A 23,615-nucleotide genomic window follows, 5' to 3' on the forward strand; every position below is an offset into this window, starting at 1 on the left:
TGGAGTTACAAAGGAACGGGGTAGGTGAAGCGGCCTGGAAAGGCCGGCCAGAGAAGGTAAAAGCCCTGTAGTCGAAACTTCGTTCCCTCCTGAGTGGATCCTGAGTACGGCGGGACACGAGAAATCCCGTCGGAAGCTGGGAGGACCATCTCCCAAGGCTAAATACTCCCTAGTGACCGATAGTGAACCAGTACCGTGAGGGAAAGGTGAAAAGCACCCCGGGAGGGGAGTGAAAGAGATCCTGAAACCGTGTGCCTACAAGTAGTCAGAGCCCGTTCATGGGTGATGGCGTGCCTTTTGTAGAATGAACCGGCGAGTTACGATCCCATGCAAGGTTAAGTCGAGAAGACGGAGCCGCAGCGAAAGCGAGTCTGAACAGGGCGAATGAGTATGTGGTCGTAGACCCGAAACCAGGTGATCTACCCATGTCCAGGGTGAAGGTAGGGTAACACCTACTGGAGGCCCGAACCCACGCACGTTGAAAAGTGCGGGGATGAGGTGTGGGTAGCGGAGAAATTCCAATCGAACCTGGAGATAGCTGGTTCTCTCCGAAATAGCTTTAGGGCTAGCCTCATGTAGAAAGAGTCTTGGAGGTAGAGCACTGTTTGGACTAGGGGCCCTCATCGGGTTACCGAATTCAGACAAACTCCGAATGCCAAAGACTTATCCATGGGAGTCAGACTGCGAGTGATAAGATCCGTAGTCGAAAGGGAAACAGCCCAGACCACCAGCTAAGGTCCCCAAGTATCCGTTAAGTGGAAAAGGATGTGGAGTTGCTTAGACAACCAGGATGTTGGCTTAGAAGCAGCCACCATTTAAAGAGTGCGTAATAGCTCACTGGTCGAGTGACTCTGCGCCGAAAATGTACCGGGGCTAAACGGATCACCGAAGCTGTGGATTGACATCTTCGATGTCAGTGGTAGGAGAGCGTTCTAAGGGCATTGAAGCCAGACCGCAAGGACTGGTGGAGCGCTTAGAAGTGAGAATGCCGGTATGAGTAGCGAAAGATGGGTGAGAATCCCATCCACCGAATGCCTAAGGTTTCCTGAGGAAGGCTCGTCCTCTCAGGGTTAGTCGGGACCTAAGCCGAGGCCGAAAGGCGTAGGCGATGGACAACAGGTTGATATTCCTGTACCACCTCTTCATCGTTTGAGCAATGGGGGGACGCAGGAGGATAGGGTAAGCGCGCGAATGGACATGCGCGTCTAAGCAGTTAGGCTGCAAGTGAGGCAAATCCCGCTTGCGTGAAGGCTGAGCTGTGACAGCGAGGGAAATAAAGTACCGAAGTTCCTGATTCCACACTGCCAAGAAAAGCCTCTAGCGAGATGGAAGGTGCCCGTACCGCAAACCGACACAGGTAGGCGAGGAGAGAATCCTAAGGTGAGCGAGAGAACTCTCGTTAAGGAACTCGGCAAAATGACCCCGTAACTTCGGGAGAAGGGGTGCTCATTTGGGTGCATAGCCCGGATGAGCCGCAGTGAATAGGCCCAGGCGACTGTTTAGCAAAAACACAGGTCTCTGCGAAGCCGCAAGGCGAAGTATAGGGGCTGACGCCTGCCCGGTGCTGGAAGGTTAAGAGGAGGGGTTAGCTCACGCGAAGCTCTGAATCGAAGCCCCAGTAAACGGCGGCCGTAACTATAACGGTCCTAAGGTAGCGAAATTCCTTGTCGGGTAAGTTCCGACCCGCACGAAAGGCGTAACGATCTGGGCACTGTCTCAACGAGAGACTCGGTGAAATTATAGTACCTGTGAAGATGCAGGTTACCCGCGACAGGACGGAAAGACCCCGTGGAGCTTTACTGTAGCCTGATATTGAATTTTGGTACAGCTTGTACAGGATAGGTAGGAGCCTTGGAAGCCGGAGCGCCAGCTTCGGTGGAGGCGTCGGTGGGATACTACCCTGGCTGTATTGAAATTCTAACCCGCGCCCCTGATCGGGGTGGGAGACAGTGTCAGGCGGGCAGTTTGACTGGGGCGGTCGCCTCCTAAAGAGTAACGGAGGCGCCCAAAGGTTCCCTCAGAATGGTTGGAAATCATTCGCAGAGTGTAAAGGCACAAGGGAGCTTGACTGCGAGACCTACAAGTCGAGCAGGGACGAAAGTCGGGCTTAGTGATCCGGTGGTTCCGCATGGAAGGGCCATCGCTCAACGGATAAAAGCTACCCCGGGGATAACAGGCTTATCTCCCCCAAGAGTCCACATCGACGGGGAGGTTTGGCACCTCGATGTCGGCTCATCGCATCCTGGGGCTGTAGTCGGTCCCAAGGGTTGGGCTGTTCGCCCATTAAAGCGGTACGCGAGCTGGGTTCAGAACGTCGTGAGACAGTTCGGTCCCTATCCGTCGTGGGCGCAGGAAATTTGAGAGGAGCTGTCCTTAGTACGAGAGGACCGGGATGGACGCACCGCTGGTGTACCAGTTGTCTTGCCAAAGGCATAGCTGGGTAGCTACGTGCGGACGGGATAAGTGCTGAAAGCATCTAAGCATGAAGCCCCCCTCAAGATGAGATTTCCCATAGCGCAAGCTAGTAAGAACCCTGAAAGATGATCAGGTTGATAGGTCAGGGGTGGAAGCATGGTGACATGTGAAGCTGACTGATACTAATCGTTCGAGGACTTAACCAAAAAATTATTGATGATCATTCGTTCTTCCGAACTCTTCTTACACATTATCTAGTTTTGAGGGAATGAAAATTCCACTTGAAAAATACATAAAAGACAGTATAATAAATAGTGTCTTTGAAAATTGTCTGGTGGCGATGGCGAGAAGGCCACACCCGTTCCCATGCCGAACACGGAAGTTAAGCTTCTCAGCGCCGATGGTAGTTGGGGGTTTCCCCCTGTGAGAGTAGGACGCCGCCGGGCAAACGACAAGAACAGCTGATCTGGGCTGTTCTTTTTTTGTGTCTTTCAGCCGCTTCTTGAACAGACAAAATGAAAAATGGGAATGAAAGACATCAAGTATTCCGTCATGGTTCACCAGTGCTTCGTCAGTAGCCGCCTCAATTCCCTGTTCGTATCGTTCCCATTTCGGCTATCCGCCCGCCCATACGGGCACTAAGAGTTGGATTGTTCCCGTTTTGGCTTTCTGGGAACCCATTTGGGCACTAACTGTTCTGTAAGGTTCCGATTTCGCCTATCCGGGCACTTTTTCTCCAAGTCATGATCAATAATTCTCGGTAAACAAAGTTTTTCTTCCTGTAACGATCAATCATCTCCCAGTTAAGACATTTATTTCGATACCCTCTGCCAGCTACAACCGCAATTTGAACTTCCACTGCACCCCTAAGGTAAAATGAAGCAGGAGAACCGTCCCTCCGCTTCACCTGACTATTAGGTGGTCTCCGGTTTTTAGTTTTACGAGGTCTCCTTTTAGGGTGAGGGCGAGGTCGTGTGATATTGATTTTTGTTCTTCTTCGTTTTTTGCGTGTATGGTGAGCTGTTTTCCGCCCATGATTCGTTCTTTTGATAGTGTGACGATGGCGAGGATATCTACGCGAAGAAAACTTGCTCTTTCTTCACTCAATTTTTATTCCCTCCCTGCTATATTTGTTCTGAGTACGTCTTTATTCTTTTTTGTGCTTTCGAGCAATGGTGTTTTTTTGACTGCTTCGATTAACCGGTCTGGATCATGGGAAATCGGGACAAAGGTCAGTATGACTGCTCCTGTGTCGAAATTCTTTCTTGTGAAGTGGTATCGCTTCAGGCCTAGTGACCGGGTTGCTTCAAACAAAGCAGCTTGTTGCTGGCCAAGATGGTCCAGGGTAATCCTGAACCGCTCCTCATTCGGACAGATGACAGCGGCGATCCCTTCCTTTTCGAATAAGGCTGAGGCGCTTTCATCGCCTAACAGATTGGTTACGAATTGCCCATCCACATAGAGCCCTGAATCGCGAAGTTCGATTCTCCCTGCTTTAACCTGTGCGATGTCTCCGATTGTCTTTCCTTTGGAGAACCGTTTGAGAAAATAAAGGACAATCATTCCGGCGACAAGCCCGGCTGTGATATTGACAGCAGCACAGCTGCTGTCAATTATTTGCATCGTAAGCGCGCAGCTGAAGGAAACGATGAGTGCAAAATAATTCCTTGCTTCAAAAGTTTTCGCAATTCCATCTATGTAGGCATTTCCGCGTCTTGCATATTCAGAATGCTCAAGGTCTTTCAGGCTTTCTCTTTCTGCTTTCCGGACATCCCTGAATTGCTGGATTGCTAATGTCAAGAAGGTGACGGCGATGAAATTCTTGGTCATTAATGCTGGAATGGCAACGGCTCCAAGTGCCGAAGCGGTAAATCCCGTCACTAAATTGGTCAGGTAGCCGTTCGGATAACTTGGATATTGCCTGAAGTCCTCTTTTACAGTCACAACCCTTGCGATTGTCCCAATGGTTATAGAGGTGATGATCATGATAATATGTTCTGCTGCTATCACATAGCTCTCCTCCATTGTTGAAGCAGTGAGCTTATCCAAATTAATGTTCATAACTCTTGTACACAAAGAATAAAAATGAAAGATGGTAATCCTATCATTTCGATCTTCCAGGCAAAGAATTTTGAAAGCATGTGAAACTTTGGGCGCTGGCGCAGGTCGGTTCATATACGCCCATTTAGTGTCCTAGAACAGCTGGACTGTTTTTGTCTCGTGATGCTGTGCGTCAGGGTGGCCTGCCTAACCCCCAAGGAAAGCCAGCAGCGATAGGATAGGAATCAGCAGCTGCTATAAAAGTCCAAGCTTACGAAAACAGCCATCTTCAAGAATATGAGGTGCAATCATGAAAATGAAAGATTTCCTCCGGAAGAACAGCATCGTCATAGCAGGAGGGGCGATACAGGGAATAGGGATGGGGCTTTTTCTATTTCCGCATGCGATTCCTTCGGGAGGGGCAGGCGGGATGGCTGTGCTCCTGAATTATTTTCTATCCCTGGATATGGGCCTGGCTTTATGGGTCGTGAATTTCTCGATGCTCGTTGTCGCTGTAAGGTATCTGGGGAACAGCTGCGCTTTATGGACCATGTTTGCGATTTCCATTACATCGGTTTCGGTCACTGTTAGCGAGCATTACTATATATCGCAATTCCGGAATGAATGGGTCGACCTTGTGGCCGGATCGATTTTTTTAGGCACTGGCATTGGAATGCTGCTCAGGGAGGGAGTTTCCAATGGCGGAGTAGGGGTGATCGCCCTGATCATCGCCAGGCATAGGAATTCACTTCCCGGGGCAGCATTGTTCTGGATTAACTGCAGCATCTTCGTGCTGACCGGTTCAATCATCAGCTGGGAAATCACTGTCCAGGCTTTGATCAGCCAATGGATCTCGACAAAAATGGTTGATATTGTGTATTACTATAACTTCAACCAGGCTTATAGCCTTAGCTGGCGAAAAAAATAAACTAGATGTAATTATAGCGGAATGGCTGGGGCTTTTGTTTTCCTTCACCAGAGTCCTTGACATGTATGAGCGTCAGGGCGAGCAGTCCGACGGATAGAGTCAGGGCCGCGATTGACAGGAACATTCCCGGACGCGACCAATCCATCAGGCGTGTAAAGATTGGAGGCCCGATTGCGACCCCCAGGAAACGGACAGAACCGTAAAGGGATGTAACGAATCCTCTTCTTTCCTTCCCGACTGATCCGGTAATCAAGCTGTTGATGCACGGGAGGACCAGGCCGGTTCCCAGGCTGCTGATGACAAGGACGAACAGGAAGGGAACAAGGCTCTCTACGAGTGTCAATAATCCGTATGATAGCGTCATAAGAAGGAAGCCCAAAACAGTCAGCCGTTTCATCATCATCAAGTTCTTCCCGATTTTTGCCCCGGTAATATAGGCAGCCGAACCCTGGACCAGCAGCGGGATCGCTAAGATCAGCCCCTTTTTGACGCCGTTTATGCCATACTTTGCCTCCAGGATATCCGATAGGTAAAAGAGAATCCCGAACAAGGTGAATAAGCATGTGGCTCCTGCCAGGTAGGCGGTAAAAAGCCATCTGCCTTCTTTTTTGAAGACGCCGAGAAGCCCGCGGGCATATTTTCTGAAAGGAGGCGGGACTTGGCGGTTGCGCTTTTCCTTGATGAAGATCCATGTCAATAAAATTGACACAAGGCAGATCGCCGGGAATGCATAGAAAACGGCATACCACGCAACGAGGGCAAGCAGAGCCCCGAGTATAGGGGAAAGGACTTTCCCTAAACCATTCGAAGCTTCGACTATGCCAAGTACACGGCTTTGTTCCCCGCCCTTGAATAAATCACCAGTAAGGGCCATGGCAATGGGAGCTGTTCCTGCTGCGCCGATTCCTTGAAGGATCCTCCCGATAAGAATCCAGATATAAGACCCGGCAAAGACATTCGATCCTAGCCCTGCCAGCAAGCCGCCAATCCCATACAAAATCAGGGCTGGAAGGATGATCACTTTCCTTGAGAAGCGATCGGACAAATATCCGAGGATAGGAATGAATATAGCGGCAGCGATCGAAAAGACGGTTATGGTCAAGCTTACCTGCAGCTGGGTCAAGCGTAGCTCTGCTTTCATTTCCGGAAGGATCGGAATCAGCATGGAATTACCGAGTGTCATGATAAGTGGGATTGACCCGATCGCCGCGATCAGCATCCCTTTATTCTTTTTTGCCAACCTCCTGCACACCCTTCTTCATCGTAAAATCCTTCCGTGTCATTTCAGGCTGATAGGCGGAAGAACAAGCCAGCCTTTTTCTTTCGTTATTTTGAGGAGTTTCTCTTCATATTCCGCTTTCTGCGCATGGAATTCTCCAAACATTTCGGCGATATCTTGCCGCGTTGAAATCCCCATCACATAACTGCACATGATTTTTCCGGCCATCAATTCCCTTTGGACAAGCAAGGCAATCTCGGGATCGTTGAACCTTGCTCCGGCGGGGATATCCTCGACCTGCACGTCCGGCCTCCCGGGCGGTGCTGGCGGAAGCCTGATTCCATTTGTCTTTAAGATGGCCTCTGATTGCTGTTCTTCCTGCTTAAAACAATTCTCAAGCAAGTCCTCGAGGTATGCCTTTAAATCCTGGTCACCTGAATGGTTGATCAGGATTTGCAGTGTTACCAGGTACGCTTTCGCTGCATACAGATGGGACCAGAGATTGAATACTTCCCCTGAATGCAATGGTTCCTGTTCTGGCTGGCCGCTTAAAATGCCCATAAAACATTCCTCCTGATTGTTTCGTCCATCCATGTGAACTAGTTTTCCTGTTCCTGCTGTTTTTTATGTTTATTTTTTAATTTGGGATAGACAGGAACCTGCATTTTTTCCTGAACATAGGCTAAAACAGTGGATTGAACATTAAGATGAAAAGGGAGCTTGGAGATGAAAAAGAAACAAGTGAAATTCCTGTTTGCTATCTTGAATGTAGTGCTGTTCGCTGGCTTGTTCCTGTCGGGGTGCAGCCAGGAATCCGAAAAAGAGCGAGCCGTTGAATCAGGGCAATCCGGGAATGTGATACGGATTGGCTATCAGAAGAACTGTCCGCTCGTGATATTAAAATCTTTGGGCACCCTCGAAAAAGAGTTGGAAGGAACGGGAGTGAAAGTGGAGTGGAAAGAGTTCCAGGCTGGCCCGGCATTGCTGGAGGCACTGAATGCAGGAAGCATTGACTTTGGAAGGACGGGTGATTCGCCGCCTATATTCGCGCAGGCTGCAGATGCGCCTCTCGTGTATGTGGCTGCGGGCTATTCCAAATTCCAGGGCAGTGGGATCCTCGTGCCGAAAGATTCTCCAATCCAGTCGATTGAGGATTTGAAAGGAAAGAAAATAGGCTTTGCCAAAGGATCCAGTTCGCATTACCTGCTGGTAAAGGCTCTTGAAAAAGCGGATCTCGATTATTCTGATATCACACCTGCGTTCCTGCAGCCGGGGGACGCCAGAGTTGCATTTGAGCAGGGCAATATTGATGCCTGGGTTGCTTGGGATCCATTCGCCTCCGATACCGAGCTGAACTCCAACGCAAGGATGCTCGTAAATGGCGAAGGATTGACATCGGACAGGGATTTCTTCCTCGCGAATGCGAATTATGCCAGGGACCATAAAGAGACCCTTGATATTTTGATCCAGCAGGTCCAGGCATCTTCCGAGTGGGCAAATACGCATCATGAAGAACTGGTATCAATGCTCGCGCCGCTTTTGAAGATTGATGAAAAATCAATTGATATGGCTGTCAAGAGAAGGGTTTATGGCGTAGATCCGCTGACAGAGGACATCATGAAAGAACAGCAGGAGAAGGCGGATACGTTTTACAAGCTGAACATCATCCCAAAAAGAATCAATGTAGAGGAAGCGCTGATAAAATGAATGCGAATTCTAGGGGGGTCAGTATGAAAGCACGATTATCGTTTGGCATCAGCAAGCTGGTTCCGTGGGCTTTGCCGGCCTTGCTGTTGGTCCTCTGGCAACTTTTATCATGGCAGGGCATTTTATCAGCAAGAATTCTTCCTGCCCCTACTGAAGTTTTCCAGGCGGGAATTGAATTGATCGGGACAGGAGAACTGATCGGCCATATTTCGATCAGCTTGGAGAGGGCGCTTGCCGGCTTTGCGCTTGGCGGCATCCTTGGCTTTTCGCTTGGAATGATCAATGGGATCTTCCGTGTATCAGACATGATTCTTGATACGTCCATCCAGATGCTGCGGAATATCCCGCATCTCGCGTTGATCCCGTTAGTGATCCTGTGGTTCGGAATCGATGAAACATCAAAGATTTTCCTCGTTGCGCTCGGGGTGATGTTCCCTGTCTATATCAACACTTATCATGGAATCAAGTCGGTTGATAAGGATTTGATTGAAATGGGAAGGGCTTATGGTTTAAAAGGGCCGCAGCTGTTCTTCACCGTGATTTTTCCAGGGGCCCTGTCATCGATCCTGGTAGGAATCCGTTTTTCGCTTGGCGTCATGTGGCTTACCCTGATAGTCGCTGAAACGATATCAGCGCATTCAGGCATCGGATATATGGCGATGAATGCACGCGAATTCATGCAGATGGACGTCATTGTCCTGAGCATTCTCCTATACGCTCTCTTCGGTAAATTATCTGATATGATTGCCCGCTATATGGAGGGCAAGTGGCTCCAGTGGAAGAATTAAATTCGTTAGCAGGAGGGGATGGATATGACGGGGAATGCACAACACCATTTGAGCATCAAGGCGGTGAAGAAAAGCTACGGGAACAGGCTGGTATTGGATGGAGTCAATCTCAATATTGAGCAGGGGGAGTTCATCGCGATCGTTGGTAAAAGCGGATGCGGGAAAAGCACGCTGCTTAGATTGATTGCCGGGCTTGAAGCATCTGATGATGGACTCATAGAGATGAGAGGTAGACAGCTTAAAGGGCTGAACAGGAGTGCAAGGATCATGTTCCAGGATGGACGCCTGCTTCCCTGGAAAAGGGTGTTGGAAAATGTGGCGGTTGGCTTATCAGGCGACTGGCGCGGGAAAGCGATGGAGGCACTGAGGAGCGTCGGACTCCAAGAGAGGGTGAAGGATTGGCCGTCAAGGCTCTCAGGCGGCCAAAAGCAAAGGGTCGCGCTGGCCAGAGGGCTGGTGCATAAGCCGGACATCCTTCTGCTCGATGAGCCGCTCGGTGCGCTTGATGCGCTCACCAGGCTGGAGATGCAGGAGTTGATCGAATCCATCTGGGAACAGGAGAAAATCACTACAATCCTTGTAACACATGACGTGGAAGAAGCAGTCGCCCTTGCCGATCGGGTGGTCCTGATCGAGGACGGGAAAGTGGTCTTGAGCAAAACCATCTCCATCCCAAGGCCAAGGCAGAGATCGCAATTGTTATTTGCCAGCTATGTAGAGGAAATCCTCGAGAGGATCATGGACCAGAATGACAATAATTTAAGGTTGATCGTTAAGTGAGACAACAAAAGCGAGCAAAAATTGCTCGCTTTTGTTATTTTCACTTAGATTTTCATCCTGCGTATTTAGAGGGTTCTACCTATCTCAAATGGCCAACTATTAACAAATGTTGTCTTTTTCCACAACCTACTTTACAAGCACAAGGTTTTCTGGGAGGATTATAGGTTATTAAGGACGTTGTCTGGAGGGTTTTATATGCTGGAAAATAGTTATGTGATGGTTGCTATTATCCTTATAATAAACATTGTATATGTTTCATTTTTCACGATCAGGATGATCTTGACGCTTAAGGGACAAAGGTATCTTGCTGCCGGGCTCAGTACGGTTGAGGTTGTGATCTATGTGGTCGGGCTTGGCCTTGTGCTTGAGAACCTGAATGAAATCCAGAACCTGATTGCCTATGCGCTCGGCTATGGCCTTGGCGTGATTGTCGGCATGAAGATTGAAGAAAAGCTTGCGCTTGGATATATTACGGTCAATGTCATCACGAAAGAGTACGACCGCGACCTTCCGAAGGTCCTTCGTGAAAAAGGGTATGGCGTTACGAATTGGGCTGCGAATGGCCTGGAGGGGGATCGGATGGCAATGCAGATCTTGACGCCGCGGAAATATGAACTGAAGCTGTACCAAACGATTAAGGAGCTTGATCCAAAAGCTTTCATCATTGCCTATGAACCGAAAACGATCCACGGGGGCTTCTGGGTGAAAACGGTGCGGAAAGGGAAGTTGTTTTCATGAGCAAGGGAAAAAAGTTGTATGAAGTCGGGGAAAATGAGACAATCGATGCCATCCTCGACAGGATGAAAAACGAGGGATATATGCCGGTCCGCAGGATGGAAAAGCCTGTTTTCAAGGAAATTGAAAAGGATGGCAAGCTTGAATATGAGCCTGCCGGAAGGCGGATCGTCTTTGAAGCCAGGCCGTTAAAATAATCGCATTGCGCAAGCTGTCTGCTAACAGCATGGGTCAGGGCTTATTAAGCCCATTTCGGGCCGGGTATTCAAAAATTCGTTAATTCACGAACAATGTAAATGTTTTGGTCGGTAATGTTCGATTATTGATTGACAAAATGTCGAAATGGTTGTTAATATGTAGTTGTCGATAGTGAAAAGGTTTCTCTCATATAATCATGGGGATATGGCCCATAAGTTTCTACCTGGTACCCGTAAAGTACCGGACTATGAGGGGAAGTAGTGAAGATGTGAAGGGAAAAGGAAACATGTCCACTTCAAGGTGGATATGGGTTTCTTTGCGCTCGCGCCCGGACAGACTACTTTCTCTTCTTTTTAAGCAGAGGGAGTTCTGTCCGGTTTTTTTGTTTTTAATCAGTGAAACTCCAGGAGGAGGTAAAATAATGAACGCTTTGGTTGCAGTCATCATGGGAAGCAAATCGGATTGGGAAACGATGAAGCATGCGTGCGACATCCTTGATTCCCTTGAGATACCTTACATGAAAAAAGTGGTTTCAGCCCATCGGACGCCTGACCTGATGTTCGAGTTCGCGGAAGGCGCCAGGGAAAAGGGCATTAAGGTGATTATCGCTGGAGCAGGCGGAGCCGCGCATTTGCCAGGGATGGTTGCCGCCAAGACGACACTGCCGGTGATCGGCGTGCCGGTCCAATCAAAAGCGCTGAACGGCCTCGATTCGCTATTATCGATCGTGCAGATGCCTGGCGGCGTTCCAGTGGCGACCGTCGCAATCGGAAAGGCGGGGGCGACGAATGCGGGCTTGCTGGCAGCCCAGATCATTTCCGCTTTTGACGGCGGAGTAGCAGATAAACTGGACAAACTAAGGGAAGAAACAAAAAAGTCAGTATTGGAAAGCAGTGATGAACTTGTCTAAAGTGATTTTACCGGGACAAACAATCGGAATCATTGGCGGCGGCCAACTAGGCAAGATGATGGCATTGTCGGCAAAAGCGATGGGCTTCAGGGTGATTGTCCTTGATCCGACGGAGGATTGCCCATGCGGACAGGTAGCGGACGAACAAATCGTTGGCGCGTATGGGGATCTGGAAAAAATTAAACAGCTTTCCGCGAAGAGTGATGTCATCACCTATGAATTCGAGAATATCGATGCGGATGCCTTGGAGTGGCTGAGCAAGAACGCGTATGTGCCGCAGGGAACGGAATTGCTGAGGGTGACACAGGACAGGATAGAAGAGAAGAGAAGCATCCAGCACGCCGGAGTCAGGGTGGCGCCGTACGAGGTGATCACGAAGATCGAGGATGTGGAAACAGGGCTTGATAAACTGGGATTTCCGTCAGTATTGAAGACAGCCAGAGGCGGCTACGACGGCAAAGGGCAGCATGTCATCAAGTCACCGGCGGACCTTGCCCAAGCAGAAGGCTTGATCAGCCAGGGCCGATGCGTACTGGAAAAGTGGATTCCGTTCGAGAAGGAGATTTCCATTATCATCACAAGAAGCGCTTCCGGAGAAACAGCCGTTTTCCCGGCAGCGGAAAATGTCCATCGGGACAATATCCTACATCAGACAATCGCACCCGCGCGCATCAGCAGTGCAGCTGAGGAAAAGGCAATCGATGCCGCCAAGCGGATCGCTTTGTCTCTGAATCTGACCGGTACGCTGGCAGTCGAGATGTTCCTTGCCAGCGAGGATGAACTGTATATCAATGAATTGGCGCCAAGGCCGCACAATTCCGGCCACTATACAATCGAAGCCTGCGAGACATCGCAATTCGAGCAGCATATCAGGGCTGTCTGCAATTGGCCGCTCGGCAGCACGAAGCTGTTGAAACCAGCGGTGATGGTGAACATCCTCGGAGAGCACCAGCAGCCGTTAATTGAGAAAATTGCTGGACTGAAGGATTGGAAAATCCATTTATACGGCAAAAAAGAGGCCAAATTCAAACGGAAGATGGGGCATGTGACCCTTTTACGTGAAAAAGTGGAAGAAGCGCTTAAAGAAGCTGAAGAAAGCGGCATCTGGGAAGGCGCAGCTGAAATGATCGGGGGACAAAAGAAATGATAGATCGTTATACAAGACCTGAAATGGGGGCCATCTGGACGGAAGAAAACCGCTTCAAGGCTTGGCTCGAAGTGGAAATCCTCGCATGTGAAGCCTGGTCCGAACTTGGCGAGATCCCAAAGGAGGACGTTGAGAAAATCCGCAGGAATGCTTCCTTTGACATCGGCCGAATCAAGGAAATTGAAGAAGAAACGCGCCACGATGTCGTTGCTTTTACAAGGGCGGTCTCGGAAACCCTTGGCGAGGAGCGGAAATGGGTCCATTACGGCCTCACTTCAACAGATGTCGTCGATACAGCGCTCTCCTACCTGCTCAAGCAGGCGAACGAAATCTTACTCAAAGATATCGAGAACTTCATCGCCATCCTGACGGACAAGGCAAGAGAGCACAAGTATACGGTAATGATGGGCCGGACGCACGGTGTCCATGCGGAGCCAACGACTTTCGGGCTGAAGCTGGCATTGTGGCTTGAGGAAATGAAGCGCAATCTTGAGCGCTTCAGGCAGGCGGCAGCCGGAGTCGAGTTCGGGAAGATTTCCGGAGCGGTTGGCACTTACGCGAACATTGATCCGTCCGTTGAAGCGTATGTGTGTGAAAAGCTTGGCCTGCAGCCAGCTCCGATTTCGACCCAGACCTTGCAGCGCGATCGCCATGCGCATTACATGGCGACACTCGCTTTGATTGCGACTTCGATGGAAAAATTCGCAGTCGAGATCCGCGGTCTGCAAAAGAGTGAAACAAGGGAAGTCGAGGAGTTTTTTGCGAAAGGACAGAAAGGTTCTTCCGCGATGCCTCATAAGCGGAATCCGATTGGCTCCGAGAATATGACAGGGATGGCAAGGGTCATCCGCGGCTACATGGCGACAGCCTATGAAAATGTGCCGCTGTGGCACGAACGCGATATCTCGCATTCATCCGCAGAAAGGGTGATCCTGCCGGACGCGACCATCGCTTTGGACTATATGCTGAATCGCTTTGGCAATATCGTCAAAAATCTGACGGTCTACCCTGAGAACATGAAGCGCAATATGGACCGGACGCTTGGCCTGATTTATTCGCAGCGTGTCCTGCTTGCGTTGATCGACAAAGGCCTGTCTCGTGAAGAAGCCTACGATACAGTCCAGCCAAGGGCGATGGAAGCATGGGAAAAGCAGGTTCCGTTCCGAAGCCTGATCGAGAATGACGGTAAAATCACCGGGCTGTTGAATGCGGAAGAACTCGATGATTGTTTTGATTATAACTATCATATCAAGCATGTTGACATGATCTTCGAACGTCTGGGGCTTTAAAAAGACAGAGATACAATAAGGGCGGGGGTTCCTGCCTTTGCTTTACCTGCAAGTTACTGAAGATTGCCAATTTTTCCAATCGGGGGCGTTGAAATGGAAGAGCAAGCATTGTTGTACGAAGGAAAAGCGAAGCGGATTTATGCGACCGATGATGCGGCTGTCGTCCGCGTGCAGTACAAGGACTCAGCGACCGCATTCAATGGTGAAAAAAAGGCGGAGATTGTCGGGAAAGGCCGCCTGAATAACGAGATTACGAGCCTGCTATTCTTGAAGCTGGCTGAGGCAGGGATCAAATCCCATTTTATTAAAAAAATTTCAGCAAACGAGCAGCTTGTCAAGAGAGTCGACATCATTCCGCTTGAGGTTGTCGTGAGGAATTTTGCGGCAGGCAGTTTTTCAAAGCGCCTTGGCGTTCCGGAAGGAAAGAAACTTTCGCGGCCGATTGTCGAGTTTTATTTGAAGGATGACGGGCTTGGCGACCCGCTGATTACCGACGACCATGTCGATGTGCTGGGCCTTGCGTCAGCAGCTGAGGCAGATCAACTGAAGGAAGCAGCATTGAACATCAATAAGGTACTTGGCGGATTTTTCGAAGAAATCGGTGTCACCTTGATTGATTTCAAGCTTGAATTTGGCAAGGATGCCGAAGGAGATATCCTGCTTGCTGATGAAATCTCGCCGGATACTTGCCGGCTCTGGGATAAGGAAACACAGGAGAAGCTTGATAAAGATGTGTTCCGCCGCGATTTAGGAAATCTGACAGATGCTTACGAAACCATTTTAACGAGATTGGGAGGACAACTGAATGTATAAAGTAAAGGTGTATGTCACGTTAAGGGAAAGTGTACTGGATCCCCAGGGAACAGCTGTGAAAAATGCGCTTGCGACTCATGGATACGAAGGCATCCAGGACGTTCGGATCGGCAAGTATATGGAATTGACACTCGATGAAACAGTGAAGGATGTCGACGCTGCGGTGAAGGAAATGTGCGAACGCCTGCTTGCGAACCCGGTCATCGAGGATTACAGGTATGAAGTCGAGGAGGTTGTTGCACAGTGAAATTCGCGGTGATCGTGTTCCCAGGTTCGAATTGTGACATCGACATGTACCACGCGGCAAAGGATGAGCTTGGCGAAGAGGCGGAGTACGTCTGGCACGATGCCGGCAGCCTTGAAGAATATGATGCGGTTCTCCTGCCTGGAGGTTTTTCATATGGAGATTATCTGCGATCAGGTGCCATTGCGCAGTTCAGCAATGTCATGAAGGAAGTAGTTAAGGCGGCTGAAGCTGGCAAGCCAGTGCTTGGCGTCTGCAATGGATTCCAGATTTTATTGGAGGCGGGCCTGCTGCCAGGGGCGATGCGCCGCAATGACAGCCTGAAATTCATCTGTAAGCAGGTGGAACTGAAGGTGGAAAATAATCAAACCTTGTTCACCAACGAATATGAAAAAGGCGAAATCATCACCATCCCGATTGCCCATGGCGAAGGCAACTACTACTGTGATGAAGAAACGCTGGCAAAATTGAAGGAAAATAATCAAATCGTGTTCACATACCATGGCGAAAATCCAAATGGCAGCCTTGAAAATATTGCCGGGATCATCAACGAAGCAGGAAATGTCCTCGGGATGATGCCCCACCCAGAACGTGCGGTCGATACGCTGCTGGGAGGAGCGGATGGCCTGAAGCTGTTCCGTTCAATCGTCAAACAATGGAGGGAAGCAAATGCGGTTAATGCTTGAACCAAGTCCAGAGCAAATCAGAGATGAAAAAATCTATCGGGAAATGGGACTTTCAGACAGCGAGTTTGCTTCTGTCGAAAAAATCCTCGGTCGTTTGCCAAACTATACAGAAACAGGCCTGTTCTCGGTCATGTGGTCCGAGCACTGCAGCTATAAGAACTCCAAGCCTGTGTTGAAAAGGTTCCCGGTAACCGGGGAGAAGGTCCTCCAGGGGCCCGGAGAAGGTGCCGGAATCGTCGATATCGGCGATGGCCAGGCAGTCGTTTTCAAGATCGAAAGCCACAACCATCCATCGGCAATCGAACCGTACCAGGGTGCCGCAACAGGTGTAGGCGGCATCATTCGCGATGTTTTTTCGATGGGAGCAAGGCCGGTCGCCTTATTGAATTCCCTCCGTTTTGGCGAACTTGAAACGCCGCGGGTGAAATATTTGTTTGAACAGGTCGTTGCCGGGATTGCCGGATATGGGAACTGCATCGGAATCCCGACCGTCGGGGGCGAGGTCCAGTTTGATAGCTCGTATGAAGGGAACCCTCTCGTCAACGCGATGTGCGTCGGTCTGATCAACCACGAAGATATCAAGAAGGGCCAGGCGCATGGCGTCGGGAACACGGTCATGTATGTTGGTGCGAAGACGGGCCGTGACGGGATCCATGGGGCGACATTCGCGTCAGAGGAGCTGACAGAGCAATCCGAGGAAAAGCGTCCAGCCGTACAGGTTGGCGACCCGTTCATGGAAAAGCTGCTGCTTGAAGCATGCCTTGAACTAGTGAAGAATGACGCGCTTGTCGGCATCCAGGATATGGGAGCTGCTGGTTTGACAAGCTCCTCTGCCGAAATGGCGAGCAAAGCAGGTTCGGGTATCGAAATGAACCTTGACCTTGTCCCTCAGCGTGAAACCGGCATGACAGCGTATGAAATGATGCTGTCCGAGTCGCAGGAACGGATGCTGATTGTCGTGGAAAAAGGACGGGAACAGGAAGTCATCGATCTTTTTTCAAAATATGAACTCGAAGCAGTCGCGATCGGCAGGGTAACCGATGATAAAATGCTCCGCCTTTTCCATAAGGGTGAAATCGTTGCCGATGTCCCGGCGGATGCGCTTGCTGAAGAGGCGCCAGTCTATCACAAGCCTTCAAGCGAACCAGCATACTTCCGCGAGTTCCAGGCGATGGAAAATGAAATCCCGGAAGTTGGCGACTATGAAGAAACCTTGCTGAAGCTGTTGCAGCAGCCAACGATTGCGAGCAAGGAATGGGTCTATGACCAATACGACCATATGGTACGCACAAGCACGGTTGTCTCTCCTGGTTCGGATGCCGCTGTCGTCAGGGTCCGCGGTACGAAGAAAGGCCTGGCGATGACGACGGACTGCAACTCGCGCTACATCTATCTTGACCCGGAAACAGGCGGGAAAATCGCAGTTGCAGAGGCAGCAAGGAACATCGTCTGTTCCGGAGGAGAGCCGCTGGCGATCACCGACTGCCTGAATTTCGGGAATCCTGAGAAGCCGGAGATTTTCTGGCAGTTTGAAAAAGCAGTCGATGGCATGAGCGATGCGTGCCGCACACTTGGTACGCCTGTCATCGGCGGGAACGTCAGCCTATACAATGAAACGAATGGCACAGCTGTCTACCCGACACCGGTTGTCGGCATGGTCGGCCTTGTTGAGGACCTGCAGCACGTTACCACACAGCCGTTCAAGAATTCCGGCGACCTCATTTATCTGCTAGGGGAAACAAAGGATGAATTCGGCGGCAGTGAACTGCAGAAGCTTGTCTACGGAAAGATTTTCGGGAAGTCTCCTGAGCTGGATCTTGAAGTCGAGGCAGGCTATCAGCGGCAAGTATTGGCCGCAATCAAGAATGGCCTTGTCGCTTCCGCCCACGATATCGCGGAAGGCGGTCTTGCGGTGGCAATCGCTGAATCGGTCATCGGCAGCCAGGGACTTGGCGCAGAAGTGGAGCTAGAAGGAAACGCTGTGGCCGCTTTATTCAGTGAATCACAATCAAGGTTTATTTTATCCGTAAAACCTGAGCATAGAACCGAGTTCGAAAGCCTGACAGACGCCGTATTGATCGGCAAAGTCACAGAAGAACCGATCCTTAGGGTCGCGGTCAATGGTGAAAAAGCAATTGAGCTAGATGCAGAAGGGCTGAAATCAGCCTGGAAAGGAGCTATCCCATGCTTGCTGAAATAAAAGGCTTGAATGAGGAGTGCGGCATTTTCGGAATCTGGGGCCATCCTGAAGCGGCGCAAATCACGTATTATGGGCTGCACAGCTTGCAGCATCGCGGCCAGGAAGGCACCGGCATCGTTGTATCGGATGGCCAGCAGCTGAAAGCGGCCAAGGGGGAAGGGCTTGTCACGGAAATTTTCCCTGCGGATGTCATCGAGGAGTTGACGGGATCAGGCGCGATTGGCCATGTCCGTTACGCGACCGCTGGCGGGGGCGGCTATGAGAATGTCCAGCCGCTCCTGTTCCAATCGCAGAGCGGCGGGCTCGCGCTTGCCCATAACGGCAACCTTGTGAACGCAGATGCCTTGAGGAACCAGCTCGAGGCCCAGGGGAGCATTTTCCAGACAAGCTCCGATACCGAGGTGCTTGCCCACCTGATCCGGAGAGCTGGCTTCAGCGAATTGAAGGATCGCGTGAAAAATGCCCTCCCAATGCTCAAAGGGGCATATGCATTCCTGATCATGACGGAGACTGAAATGATGGTCGCGCTGGATCCGCATGGCCTGCGTCCATTGTCACTCGGCAAGCTGGGCGATGCCTACGTTGTCGCTTCCGAAACATGCGCATTCGATATCGTTGGGGCGGAATTCGTCCGGGATATCCTTCCGGGAGAATTGCTGATCGTCAATGAGGACGGCCTGCATTCTGAAATGTACTCAATGAATTCAGGAACTGCTATTTGCACGATGGAATATATTTATTTTTCACGGCCTGACAGCAACATCCACGGAATCAATGTCCATACCGCCAGGAAGAATCTGGGCAAACAGCTGGCCAAGGAAGCCCCGATCAAGGGCGATGTAGTCACAGGTGTGCCGGATTCCAGCATTTCCGCGGCGATTGGCTATGCCGAGGAATCAGGCATCCCATACGAAATGGGACTGATAAAGAATCGCTATGTCGGACGGACATTCATCCAGCCTTCGCAATCATTAAGGGAACAGGGCGTGAAAATGAAGCTTTCCCCCGTTCGCGGAGTCGTTGAAGGAAAACGAGTCATCATGGTCGATGATTCCATCGTCCGCGGCACGACAAGCCGCAGGATTGTGAAAATGCTAAAAGAGGCCGGTGCGGTCGAAGTGCATGTCGTCATCAGCTCGCCGCCGATCAAGAATCCATGTTTTTACGGCATCGACACTTCCACACGGGAAGAATTGATTGCCGCAGACAAATCGGTAGAAGAAATCCGCCAATTGATTGGCGCAGACACACTCACATTCCTGAGCGCCGAAGGAATGCTGGAAGCAATTGGCCGCGATGTACCAGGTGAAACAAGAGGGCAATGCCTCGCATGCTTTACAGGTAAATACCCGACCGAAATCTATCCAGGTGCGGTCCCTGCTGCCCAGAAATGCTGATGTTTTTCCAAATGATGGCAGAACGGGAGAATATCGGGTTCAAATGAGAGAATCCCGAGGTTAATTGGGAGAATAACGGCTTCGAATGGAAGAATCCGTCAGTTAATTGGGAGAATATCGGGATTGATCGGGAGAATCCATCGCCAGTGATGAAAAAACACTAGGTTCGATCCGGAAAATCCATTGATTTATCGATCCGCAGAATCCATTGATTTTTGAAAAGGTGAAGGCTTCAATCGTGAGAATCCATTGATTGATCGAGAGAAAAATCGATAGATGGAAAAATCGGGCTTTGGTTTTAAAAAACCATCTCCGTTTGGTAGAGTATCGTGGGGAAACGGAAGTTCAAAATAAAAAGATGAATGGCGCAATGCCTTAACAGGAAACCTTCATAAAAGGAGCCAGGTGCGGTCCCTGCTGCCCAAAAATGCTGATGTTTTTCCAAATGATGGTAGAACGGGAGAATATCGGGTTCAAATGGGAGATTCCAGAGGTTAATTGGGAGAATAACGGCTTCGAATGGGAGAATCCGTCGGTTAATTGGGAGAATATCGGGATTGATCGGGAGAATCCATCACCAGTGATGAAAAAACACTAGGTTCGATCCGCAGAATCCATTGATTTATGAAAAAACACAAGGTTCGATCCGGAGAATCCATTGATTTATGAAAAAACACAAGGTTCGATCCGGAGAATCCATTGATTTATGAAAAAAACACTAGGTTCAATTTGGAGAATCCGATTGATTGATAAGGAAAGTATGGCTTCAATTGAAAAATTCTATAGGATTATTCGAAAAGAAAAACGAAAATTAGAAAATTTTCTTTAAATATGGAAAAATTATCTCCGTTCGGGAGACCTTGAGTTCATTCAAATTAGATAGATGAGTTTCAAAACTAAACCATCCAAATCGGAGGTAGTGAACATGGCAGACGCGTATAAGCAGGCGGGTGTGGATATTGAGGCCGGCTATGAAGCGGTGGAACGGATCAAGAAGCATGTGAATCGGACGGTTCGGCCTGGCGTGATGGGGGCGCTGGGCGGTTTCGGGGGAATGTTCGATATCTCAAGCCTCAATCTTAAGGAGCCGGTGCTCATCTCGGGTACGGATGGAGTGGGCACGAAGCTGATGCTCGCTTTCATGATGGATCGGCATGATACCATCGGCATCGACGCGGTCGCGATGTGCGTGAATGATATTGTCGTCCAGGGCGCAGAGCCGCTTTATTTCCTGGATTATATCGCTTGCGGGAAAGCGGAGCCTGAGAAAATCGAGGCTATCGTCAAAGGGATTGCCGATGGATGCGAACAGGCTGGATGCGCGCTCGTTGGCGGGGAAACGGCAGAAATGCCAGGCATGTATTCTGCAGAGGAATACGATTTGGCCGGCTTTGCGGTCGGTGCCTGCGAAAAATCGGCTGTCATTACCGGGGAACAGATCAAAGAGGGTGACGTGCTGATCGGACTTGCGTCCAGCGGCATTCACAGCAACGGCTATTCCCTTGTCCGCAAGGTATTCCTTGAAGAAGCCGGCTGGGTGCTGGACCGGTACGTGGAAGAGTTTGGCAGTACACTTGGGGAGGAGCTCCTCAAGCCGACACGCATTTATGTAAAATCCGTGCTCGCTGCTCTGAAGCAATTCAATGTAAAAGGCCTGGCCCATATCACGGGCGGGGGATTCATCGAAAATATCCCGAGAATGCTGCCGGACGGGCTTGGCGCTGACATACAGGAAGGCAGCTGGACAATTCCGCAGGTGTTCACGAAGCTTGAGGATCTTGGCACTCTGAAGCGTGAGGACATGTACAACATCTTCAATATGGGAATCGGCATGGTCGCAGCAGTCGATCAGGAGATTGCTGATGACGTTGTTGCATTTTTTAACAAAAACGGCGAGCAGGCCAGCGTGATTGGCTCTGTGTCGAAAACAGAAGGCATCCGTGTCCGGCAGTCGTATTAATCTAGACCATTCACCAGAAAGGAGGCCGATCATGAAAAAAATCGCAGTATTCGCATCGGGAAGTGGAAGCAATTTTCAGGCAATCGCCGCTGCTGCCCAGTCAGGCAGCCTGAATGCGGAAATTTGCCTTCTCGTATGCGATAAGCCAGGAGCTTTCGCTGTTGAGCGGGCAGGCATGCTGGGCATTCCAGCCATGGTCATCAGTCCGAAGGATTTCAAGACAAAAGAAGCCTATGAGGCTGAAATTTTACAGAAGCTGACGGAGATGGATGTGGAATTCATTGTGCTTGCCGGTTACATGCGGCTGATCGGCCCAGTGCTCTTGAAGGCTTATGAAAGCAAGATCGTCAACATCCACCCATCGCTTTTGCCGGCATTCCCAGGAAAGGATGCAATTGGCCAGGCATTGGCTGCGGGAGTGAAAACAACAGGAGTGACCATCCATTATGTCGATGAAGGAATGGACACAGGACCAATCATCGCAAGTGCGGCCGTCCAGGTAGAGGACGGAGAAACAAGGGAATCGCTCCAGAAGAAAGTACAGCGGATTGAACACAGCTTGTATCCAGAAGTCCTGGAACAACTGCTGTCAGGAAAAAAGGAGGAAGCACAATGGGAACAAAGCGTGCACTGATCAGTGTGTCAGATAAGGAGGGGATTGTCGAGTTCGCCAGGAACCTGGTGGAGCTTGGTTTTGAAATTGTCTCTACCGGCGGGACGAAAAGAGCGCTGCAGGATGGCGGGGTGCCTGTCATTGGCATAAGTGATGTAACTGGTTTTCCAGAAATTCTTGAAGGCCGTGTGAAGACGCTCCATCCGAAAATCCATGGCGGCCTGCTAGCGAAATATAGTGATCCGGGCCACCAAAGCCAACTTGCAGAAAATGAAATCGAAAAAATCGAACTCGTCTGCGTCAATCTGTATCCATTCAAAGAGACAATCTCAAAGCCTGGCGTGACACCAGAAGATGCGATCGAAAACATTGACATCGGCGGACCGGCTATGCTGCGTGCTTCTGCGAAGAACCACCAGTACATAACTGTGCTTGTCGATCCGGCTGATTACCAGCAGGTGCTCGAAGAATACAAGAGCAAGAACGAAACGACACTTGAAACAAGGCGCCGTCTTGCGGCAAAGGTATTCCGCCATACAGCTGCCTACGACGCTTTGATCGCAGAGTATATGACAGGGCTTGCAGGAGAAACCAATCCGGAAAAGATGACGGTCACTTATGAGCTGAAGCAAAACCTCCGTTACGGGGAGAATCCGCATCAAAAGGCCGCTTTTTACCAAAAGCCGCTAGGTTCCGCATTTTCTGTTGCAGCAGCAGAACAGCTTCATGGAAAAGAGCTTTCCTATAACAATATCAACGATGCGAATGCCGCTTTGCAGATCGTGAAGGAATTTACTGAACCGGCTGCCGTAGCGGTCAAGCATATGAACCCGTGCGGCGTCGGTATCGGCGAAAGCGTTCATGAAGCGTTCGTAAAAGCGTTCGAAGCCGATCCGGTTTCGATTTTTGGCGGGATCATCGCCTTGAACCGTGAAGTTGACGCAGAAACAGCTGGCAAGCTATCGGAGATTTTCCTTGAAATCATCATCGCCCCGGCTTTCAGCAAGGAAGCAATCGACATTTTGACAGCAAAGAAAAACATCCGCCTGCTAAAAGTTCCTTTTGGCGGCGAAGCAGCAAATGAATCCATGCTTTCTTCCATCGAAGGCGGTTTGCTTGTGCAAGACCAGGATGGATATGGCCTGGAAGATGCGGAAATCACGATTCCGACGAAACGGGAACCAACAGAAGCTGAATGGGAAGCGTTGAAGATTGGCTGGAAGGTTGTCAAGCACGTGAAATCGAATGCGATTGTCGTTGCCGGCAATGATTCAACTTTAGGGATCGGTGCCGGACAGATGAACCGTGTCGGTTCTGCAAAAATCGCACTCGAGCAAGCAGATGAGAAAGCAAAGGGGGCGGCTCTTGCATCTGATGCGTTCTTCCCGATGGATGACACAGTTGAGGCAGCGGCGCAAGCAGGCATTACCGCAATCATCCAGCCGGGCGGTTCGAAAAAGGACGCCGACTCCATCAAAAAAGCTGATGAGTATGGAATTGCCATGGTGTTTACAGGGGTAAGGCATTTCAAGCATTAAATGCGAAT

22 protein-coding genes, 2 rRNA genes and 1 riboswitch are annotated in these 23,615 nt (G+C 50.1%); of the genes, 20 read left to right on the forward strand and 4 right to left on the reverse strand.

Annotated elements, in window-relative coordinates:
- Positions 1-2,621 (forward strand): 23S ribosomal RNA (locus JJQ88_RS16985); the annotation flags it as partial.
- Positions 2,622-2,745: 124 nt separating this feature from the next.
- Positions 2,746-2,861, forward strand: a 5S ribosomal RNA gene (rrf, locus tag JJQ88_RS16990).
- A 457-nt stretch (positions 2,862-3,318) separates the two neighbouring features.
- On the opposite strand, the gene JJQ88_RS16995 is transcribed toward rrf, so the two are convergent.
- Both JJQ88_RS16995 and JJQ88_RS17000 read right to left on the reverse strand, forming a co-directional pair.
- Positions 3,319-3,522, reverse strand: a complete 204-nt coding sequence (locus JJQ88_RS16995; protein WP_210367232.1) for a capping complex subunit for YIEGIA — start codon at positions 3,520-3,522, stop codon at positions 3,319-3,321.
- Positions 3,523-3,525: 3 nt separating this feature from the next.
- Positions 3,526-4,425, reverse strand: coding sequence for a YIEGIA domain-containing protein (locus JJQ88_RS17000; protein ID WP_349237155.1), 900 nt, complete (start codon positions 4,423-4,425; stop codon positions 3,526-3,528).
- 340 nt (positions 4,426-4,765) lie between these two features.
- On the opposite strand from JJQ88_RS17000, the gene JJQ88_RS17005 reads away from it, so the two are divergent.
- Entirely contained in the window at positions 4,766-5,383 is a 618-nt protein-coding gene (locus JJQ88_RS17005; RefSeq protein WP_246861250.1) for a YitT family protein, read from the forward strand.
- Position 5,384: 1 nt separating this feature from the next.
- Here the strand turns inward: JJQ88_RS17005 and JJQ88_RS17010 are convergent, their stop codons facing one another.
- Together JJQ88_RS17010 and JJQ88_RS17015 are read right to left on the reverse strand one after the other, a co-directional pair.
- Positions 5,385-6,602, reverse strand: coding sequence for an MFS transporter (locus JJQ88_RS17010; RefSeq protein WP_210367286.1), 1,218 nt, complete (start codon positions 6,600-6,602; stop codon positions 5,385-5,387).
- 60 nt (positions 6,603-6,662) lie between these two features.
- A complete protein-coding gene (locus JJQ88_RS17015) occupies positions 6,663-7,163 on the reverse strand; it encodes a DUF3231 family protein (RefSeq protein ID WP_210367233.1) in 501 nt (166 codons plus the stop codon).
- Positions 7,164-7,328: 165 nt separating this feature from the next.
- On the opposite strand from JJQ88_RS17015, the gene JJQ88_RS17020 reads away from it, so the two are divergent.
- The 17 genes from JJQ88_RS17020 (at position 7,329) to purH (ending at position 23,607) form a co-directional block, all read left to right on the forward strand.
- Positions 7,329-8,309: a sulfonate ABC transporter substrate-binding protein gene (locus tag JJQ88_RS17020; protein ID WP_210367234.1), complete on the forward strand. Its 981-nt coding sequence runs from the start codon at positions 7,329-7,331 to the stop codon at positions 8,307-8,309.
- A gap of 23 nt (positions 8,310-8,332) precedes the next feature.
- The gene (locus JJQ88_RS17025; RefSeq protein WP_210367235.1) at positions 8,333-9,097 is read left to right on the forward strand and encodes an ABC transporter permease subunit; all 765 of its coding nucleotides are present in this window, start codon (positions 8,333-8,335) and stop codon (positions 9,095-9,097) included.
- Positions 9,098-9,121: 24 nt separating this feature from the next.
- Entirely contained in the window at positions 9,122-9,877 is a 756-nt protein-coding gene (locus tag JJQ88_RS17030) for an ATP-binding cassette domain-containing protein (RefSeq protein WP_210367236.1), read from the forward strand.
- Positions 9,878-10,072: 195 nt separating this feature from the next.
- Positions 10,073-10,615 carry a DUF2179 domain-containing protein gene (locus JJQ88_RS17035; protein ID WP_210367237.1) on the forward strand — a complete coding sequence of 181 codons (543 nt, stop codon included), beginning with the start codon at positions 10,073-10,075 and terminating at the stop codon, positions 10,613-10,615.
- Entirely contained in the window at positions 10,612-10,809 is a 198-nt protein-coding gene (locus JJQ88_RS17040) for an NETI motif-containing protein (protein WP_210367238.1), read from the forward strand. Before JJQ88_RS17035 ends, JJQ88_RS17040 begins: the two co-directional genes overlap by 4 nt.
- Positions 10,810-10,976: 167 nt before the next feature.
- Positions 10,977-11,078, forward strand: a riboswitch (purine riboswitch).
- Between the two features lie 153 nt (positions 11,079-11,231).
- The gene (purE, locus tag JJQ88_RS17045) at positions 11,232-11,720 is read left to right on the forward strand and encodes a 5-(carboxyamino)imidazole ribonucleotide mutase (RefSeq protein ID WP_210367239.1); all 489 of its coding nucleotides are present in this window, start codon (positions 11,232-11,234) and stop codon (positions 11,718-11,720) included.
- Entirely contained in the window at positions 11,707-12,867 is a 1,161-nt protein-coding gene (gene purK / locus JJQ88_RS17050; protein WP_246861251.1) for a 5-(carboxyamino)imidazole ribonucleotide synthase, read from the forward strand. The genes purE and purK overlap by 14 nt, the downstream gene beginning before the upstream one ends.
- A complete protein-coding gene (purB, locus tag JJQ88_RS17055; RefSeq protein WP_210367241.1) occupies positions 12,864-14,156 on the forward strand; it encodes an adenylosuccinate lyase in 1,293 nt (430 codons plus the stop codon). Before purK ends, purB begins: the two co-directional genes overlap by 4 nt.
- Before the next feature lie 93 nt (positions 14,157-14,249).
- Positions 14,250-14,969, forward strand: coding sequence for a phosphoribosylaminoimidazolesuccinocarboxamide synthase (gene purC, locus JJQ88_RS17060; RefSeq protein ID WP_210367242.1), 720 nt, complete (start codon positions 14,250-14,252; stop codon positions 14,967-14,969).
- Positions 14,962-15,216, forward strand: coding sequence for a phosphoribosylformylglycinamidine synthase subunit PurS (gene purS / locus JJQ88_RS17065; RefSeq protein ID WP_210367243.1), 255 nt, complete (start codon positions 14,962-14,964; stop codon positions 15,214-15,216). Before purC ends, purS begins: the two co-directional genes overlap by 8 nt.
- Complete coding sequence (gene purQ / locus JJQ88_RS17070; protein WP_210367244.1) at positions 15,213-15,899, forward strand: phosphoribosylformylglycinamidine synthase subunit PurQ; 687 nt, start codon at positions 15,213-15,215, stop codon at positions 15,897-15,899. Before purS ends, purQ begins: the two co-directional genes overlap by 4 nt.
- Positions 15,883-18,099 carry a phosphoribosylformylglycinamidine synthase subunit PurL gene (purL, locus tag JJQ88_RS17075; RefSeq protein WP_210367245.1) on the forward strand — a complete coding sequence of 739 codons (2,217 nt, stop codon included), beginning with the start codon at positions 15,883-15,885 and terminating at the stop codon, positions 18,097-18,099. Before purQ ends, purL begins: the two co-directional genes overlap by 17 nt.
- Entirely contained in the window at positions 18,084-19,496 is a 1,413-nt protein-coding gene (gene purF, locus JJQ88_RS17080; RefSeq protein ID WP_210367246.1) for an amidophosphoribosyltransferase, read from the forward strand. The genes purL and purF overlap by 16 nt, the downstream gene beginning before the upstream one ends.
- A 445-nt stretch (positions 19,497-19,941) precedes the next feature.
- On the forward strand, positions 19,942-20,094 hold the full coding sequence (locus JJQ88_RS17085) for a hypothetical protein (protein ID WP_210367247.1): 153 nt from the start codon (positions 19,942-19,944) through the stop codon (positions 20,092-20,094).
- A gap of 327 nt (positions 20,095-20,421) precedes the next feature.
- Positions 20,422-21,456 (forward strand): phosphoribosylformylglycinamidine cyclo-ligase, encoded by a 1,035-nt coding sequence (gene purM / locus JJQ88_RS17090; protein WP_210367248.1) that lies wholly within the window; start codon positions 20,422-20,424, stop codon positions 21,454-21,456.
- A gap of 31 nt (positions 21,457-21,487) precedes the next feature.
- On the forward strand, positions 21,488-22,090 hold the full coding sequence (gene purN / locus JJQ88_RS17095; protein ID WP_210367249.1) for a phosphoribosylglycinamide formyltransferase: 603 nt from the start codon (positions 21,488-21,490) through the stop codon (positions 22,088-22,090).
- A complete protein-coding gene (purH, locus tag JJQ88_RS17100; RefSeq protein ID WP_210367250.1) occupies positions 22,069-23,607 on the forward strand; it encodes a bifunctional phosphoribosylaminoimidazolecarboxamide formyltransferase/IMP cyclohydrolase in 1,539 nt (512 codons plus the stop codon). The genes purN and purH overlap by 22 nt, the downstream gene beginning before the upstream one ends.
- The last annotated feature ends 8 nt before the right edge of the window (positions 23,608-23,615 follow it).

The organism is Bacillus sp. REN3 (assembly GCF_017912555.1).
Taxonomy (GTDB): domain Bacteria; phylum Bacillota; class Bacilli; order Bacillales; family Cytobacillaceae; genus Mesobacillus.

Bases quoted from the DNA above. Each gene is read 5' to 3' on its own strand.
- JJQ88_RS17005 (WP_246861250.1), top strand. From the start codon at position 4,766: ATGAAAATGAAAGATTTCCTCCGGAAGAACAGCATCGTCATAGCAGGA.
- JJQ88_RS17010 (WP_210367286.1), bottom strand. From the start codon at position 6,602: ATGCTGATCGCGGCGATCGGGTCAATCCCACTTATCATGACACTCGGT.
- JJQ88_RS17015 (WP_210367233.1), bottom strand. From the start codon at position 7,163: ATGGGCATTTTAAGCGGCCAGCCAGAACAGGAACCATTGCATTCAGGG.
- JJQ88_RS17020 (WP_210367234.1), top strand. From the start codon at position 7,329: ATGAAAAAGAAACAAGTGAAATTCCTGTTTGCTATCTTGAATGTAGTG.
- JJQ88_RS17025 (WP_210367235.1), top strand. From the start codon at position 8,333: ATGAAAGCACGATTATCGTTTGGCATCAGCAAGCTGGTTCCGTGGGCT.
- JJQ88_RS17030 (WP_210367236.1), top strand. From the start codon at position 9,122: ATGACGGGGAATGCACAACACCATTTGAGCATCAAGGCGGTGAAGAAA.
- JJQ88_RS17035 (WP_210367237.1), top strand. From the start codon at position 10,073: ATGCTGGAAAATAGTTATGTGATGGTTGCTATTATCCTTATAATAAAC.
- JJQ88_RS17040 (WP_210367238.1), top strand. From the start codon at position 10,612: ATGAGCAAGGGAAAAAAGTTGTATGAAGTCGGGGAAAATGAGACAATC.
- purE (WP_210367239.1), top strand. From the start codon at position 11,232: ATGAACGCTTTGGTTGCAGTCATCATGGGAAGCAAATCGGATTGGGAA.
- purK (WP_246861251.1), top strand. From the start codon at position 11,707: ATGAACTTGTCTAAAGTGATTTTACCGGGACAAACAATCGGAATCATT.
- purB (WP_210367241.1), top strand. From the start codon at position 12,864: ATGATAGATCGTTATACAAGACCTGAAATGGGGGCCATCTGGACGGAA.
- purC (WP_210367242.1), top strand. From the start codon at position 14,250: ATGGAAGAGCAAGCATTGTTGTACGAAGGAAAAGCGAAGCGGATTTAT.
- purS (WP_210367243.1), top strand. From the start codon at position 14,962: ATGTATAAAGTAAAGGTGTATGTCACGTTAAGGGAAAGTGTACTGGAT.
- purL (WP_210367245.1), top strand. From the start codon at position 15,883: ATGCGGTTAATGCTTGAACCAAGTCCAGAGCAAATCAGAGATGAAAAA.
- purF (WP_210367246.1), top strand. From the start codon at position 18,084: ATGCTTGCTGAAATAAAAGGCTTGAATGAGGAGTGCGGCATTTTCGGA.
- JJQ88_RS17085 (WP_210367247.1), top strand. From the start codon at position 19,942: ATGATGGTAGAACGGGAGAATATCGGGTTCAAATGGGAGATTCCAGAG.
- purM (WP_210367248.1), top strand. From the start codon at position 20,422: ATGGCAGACGCGTATAAGCAGGCGGGTGTGGATATTGAGGCCGGCTAT.
- purN (WP_210367249.1), top strand. From the start codon at position 21,488: ATGAAAAAAATCGCAGTATTCGCATCGGGAAGTGGAAGCAATTTTCAG.
- purH (WP_210367250.1), top strand. From the start codon at position 22,069: ATGGGAACAAAGCGTGCACTGATCAGTGTGTCAGATAAGGAGGGGATT.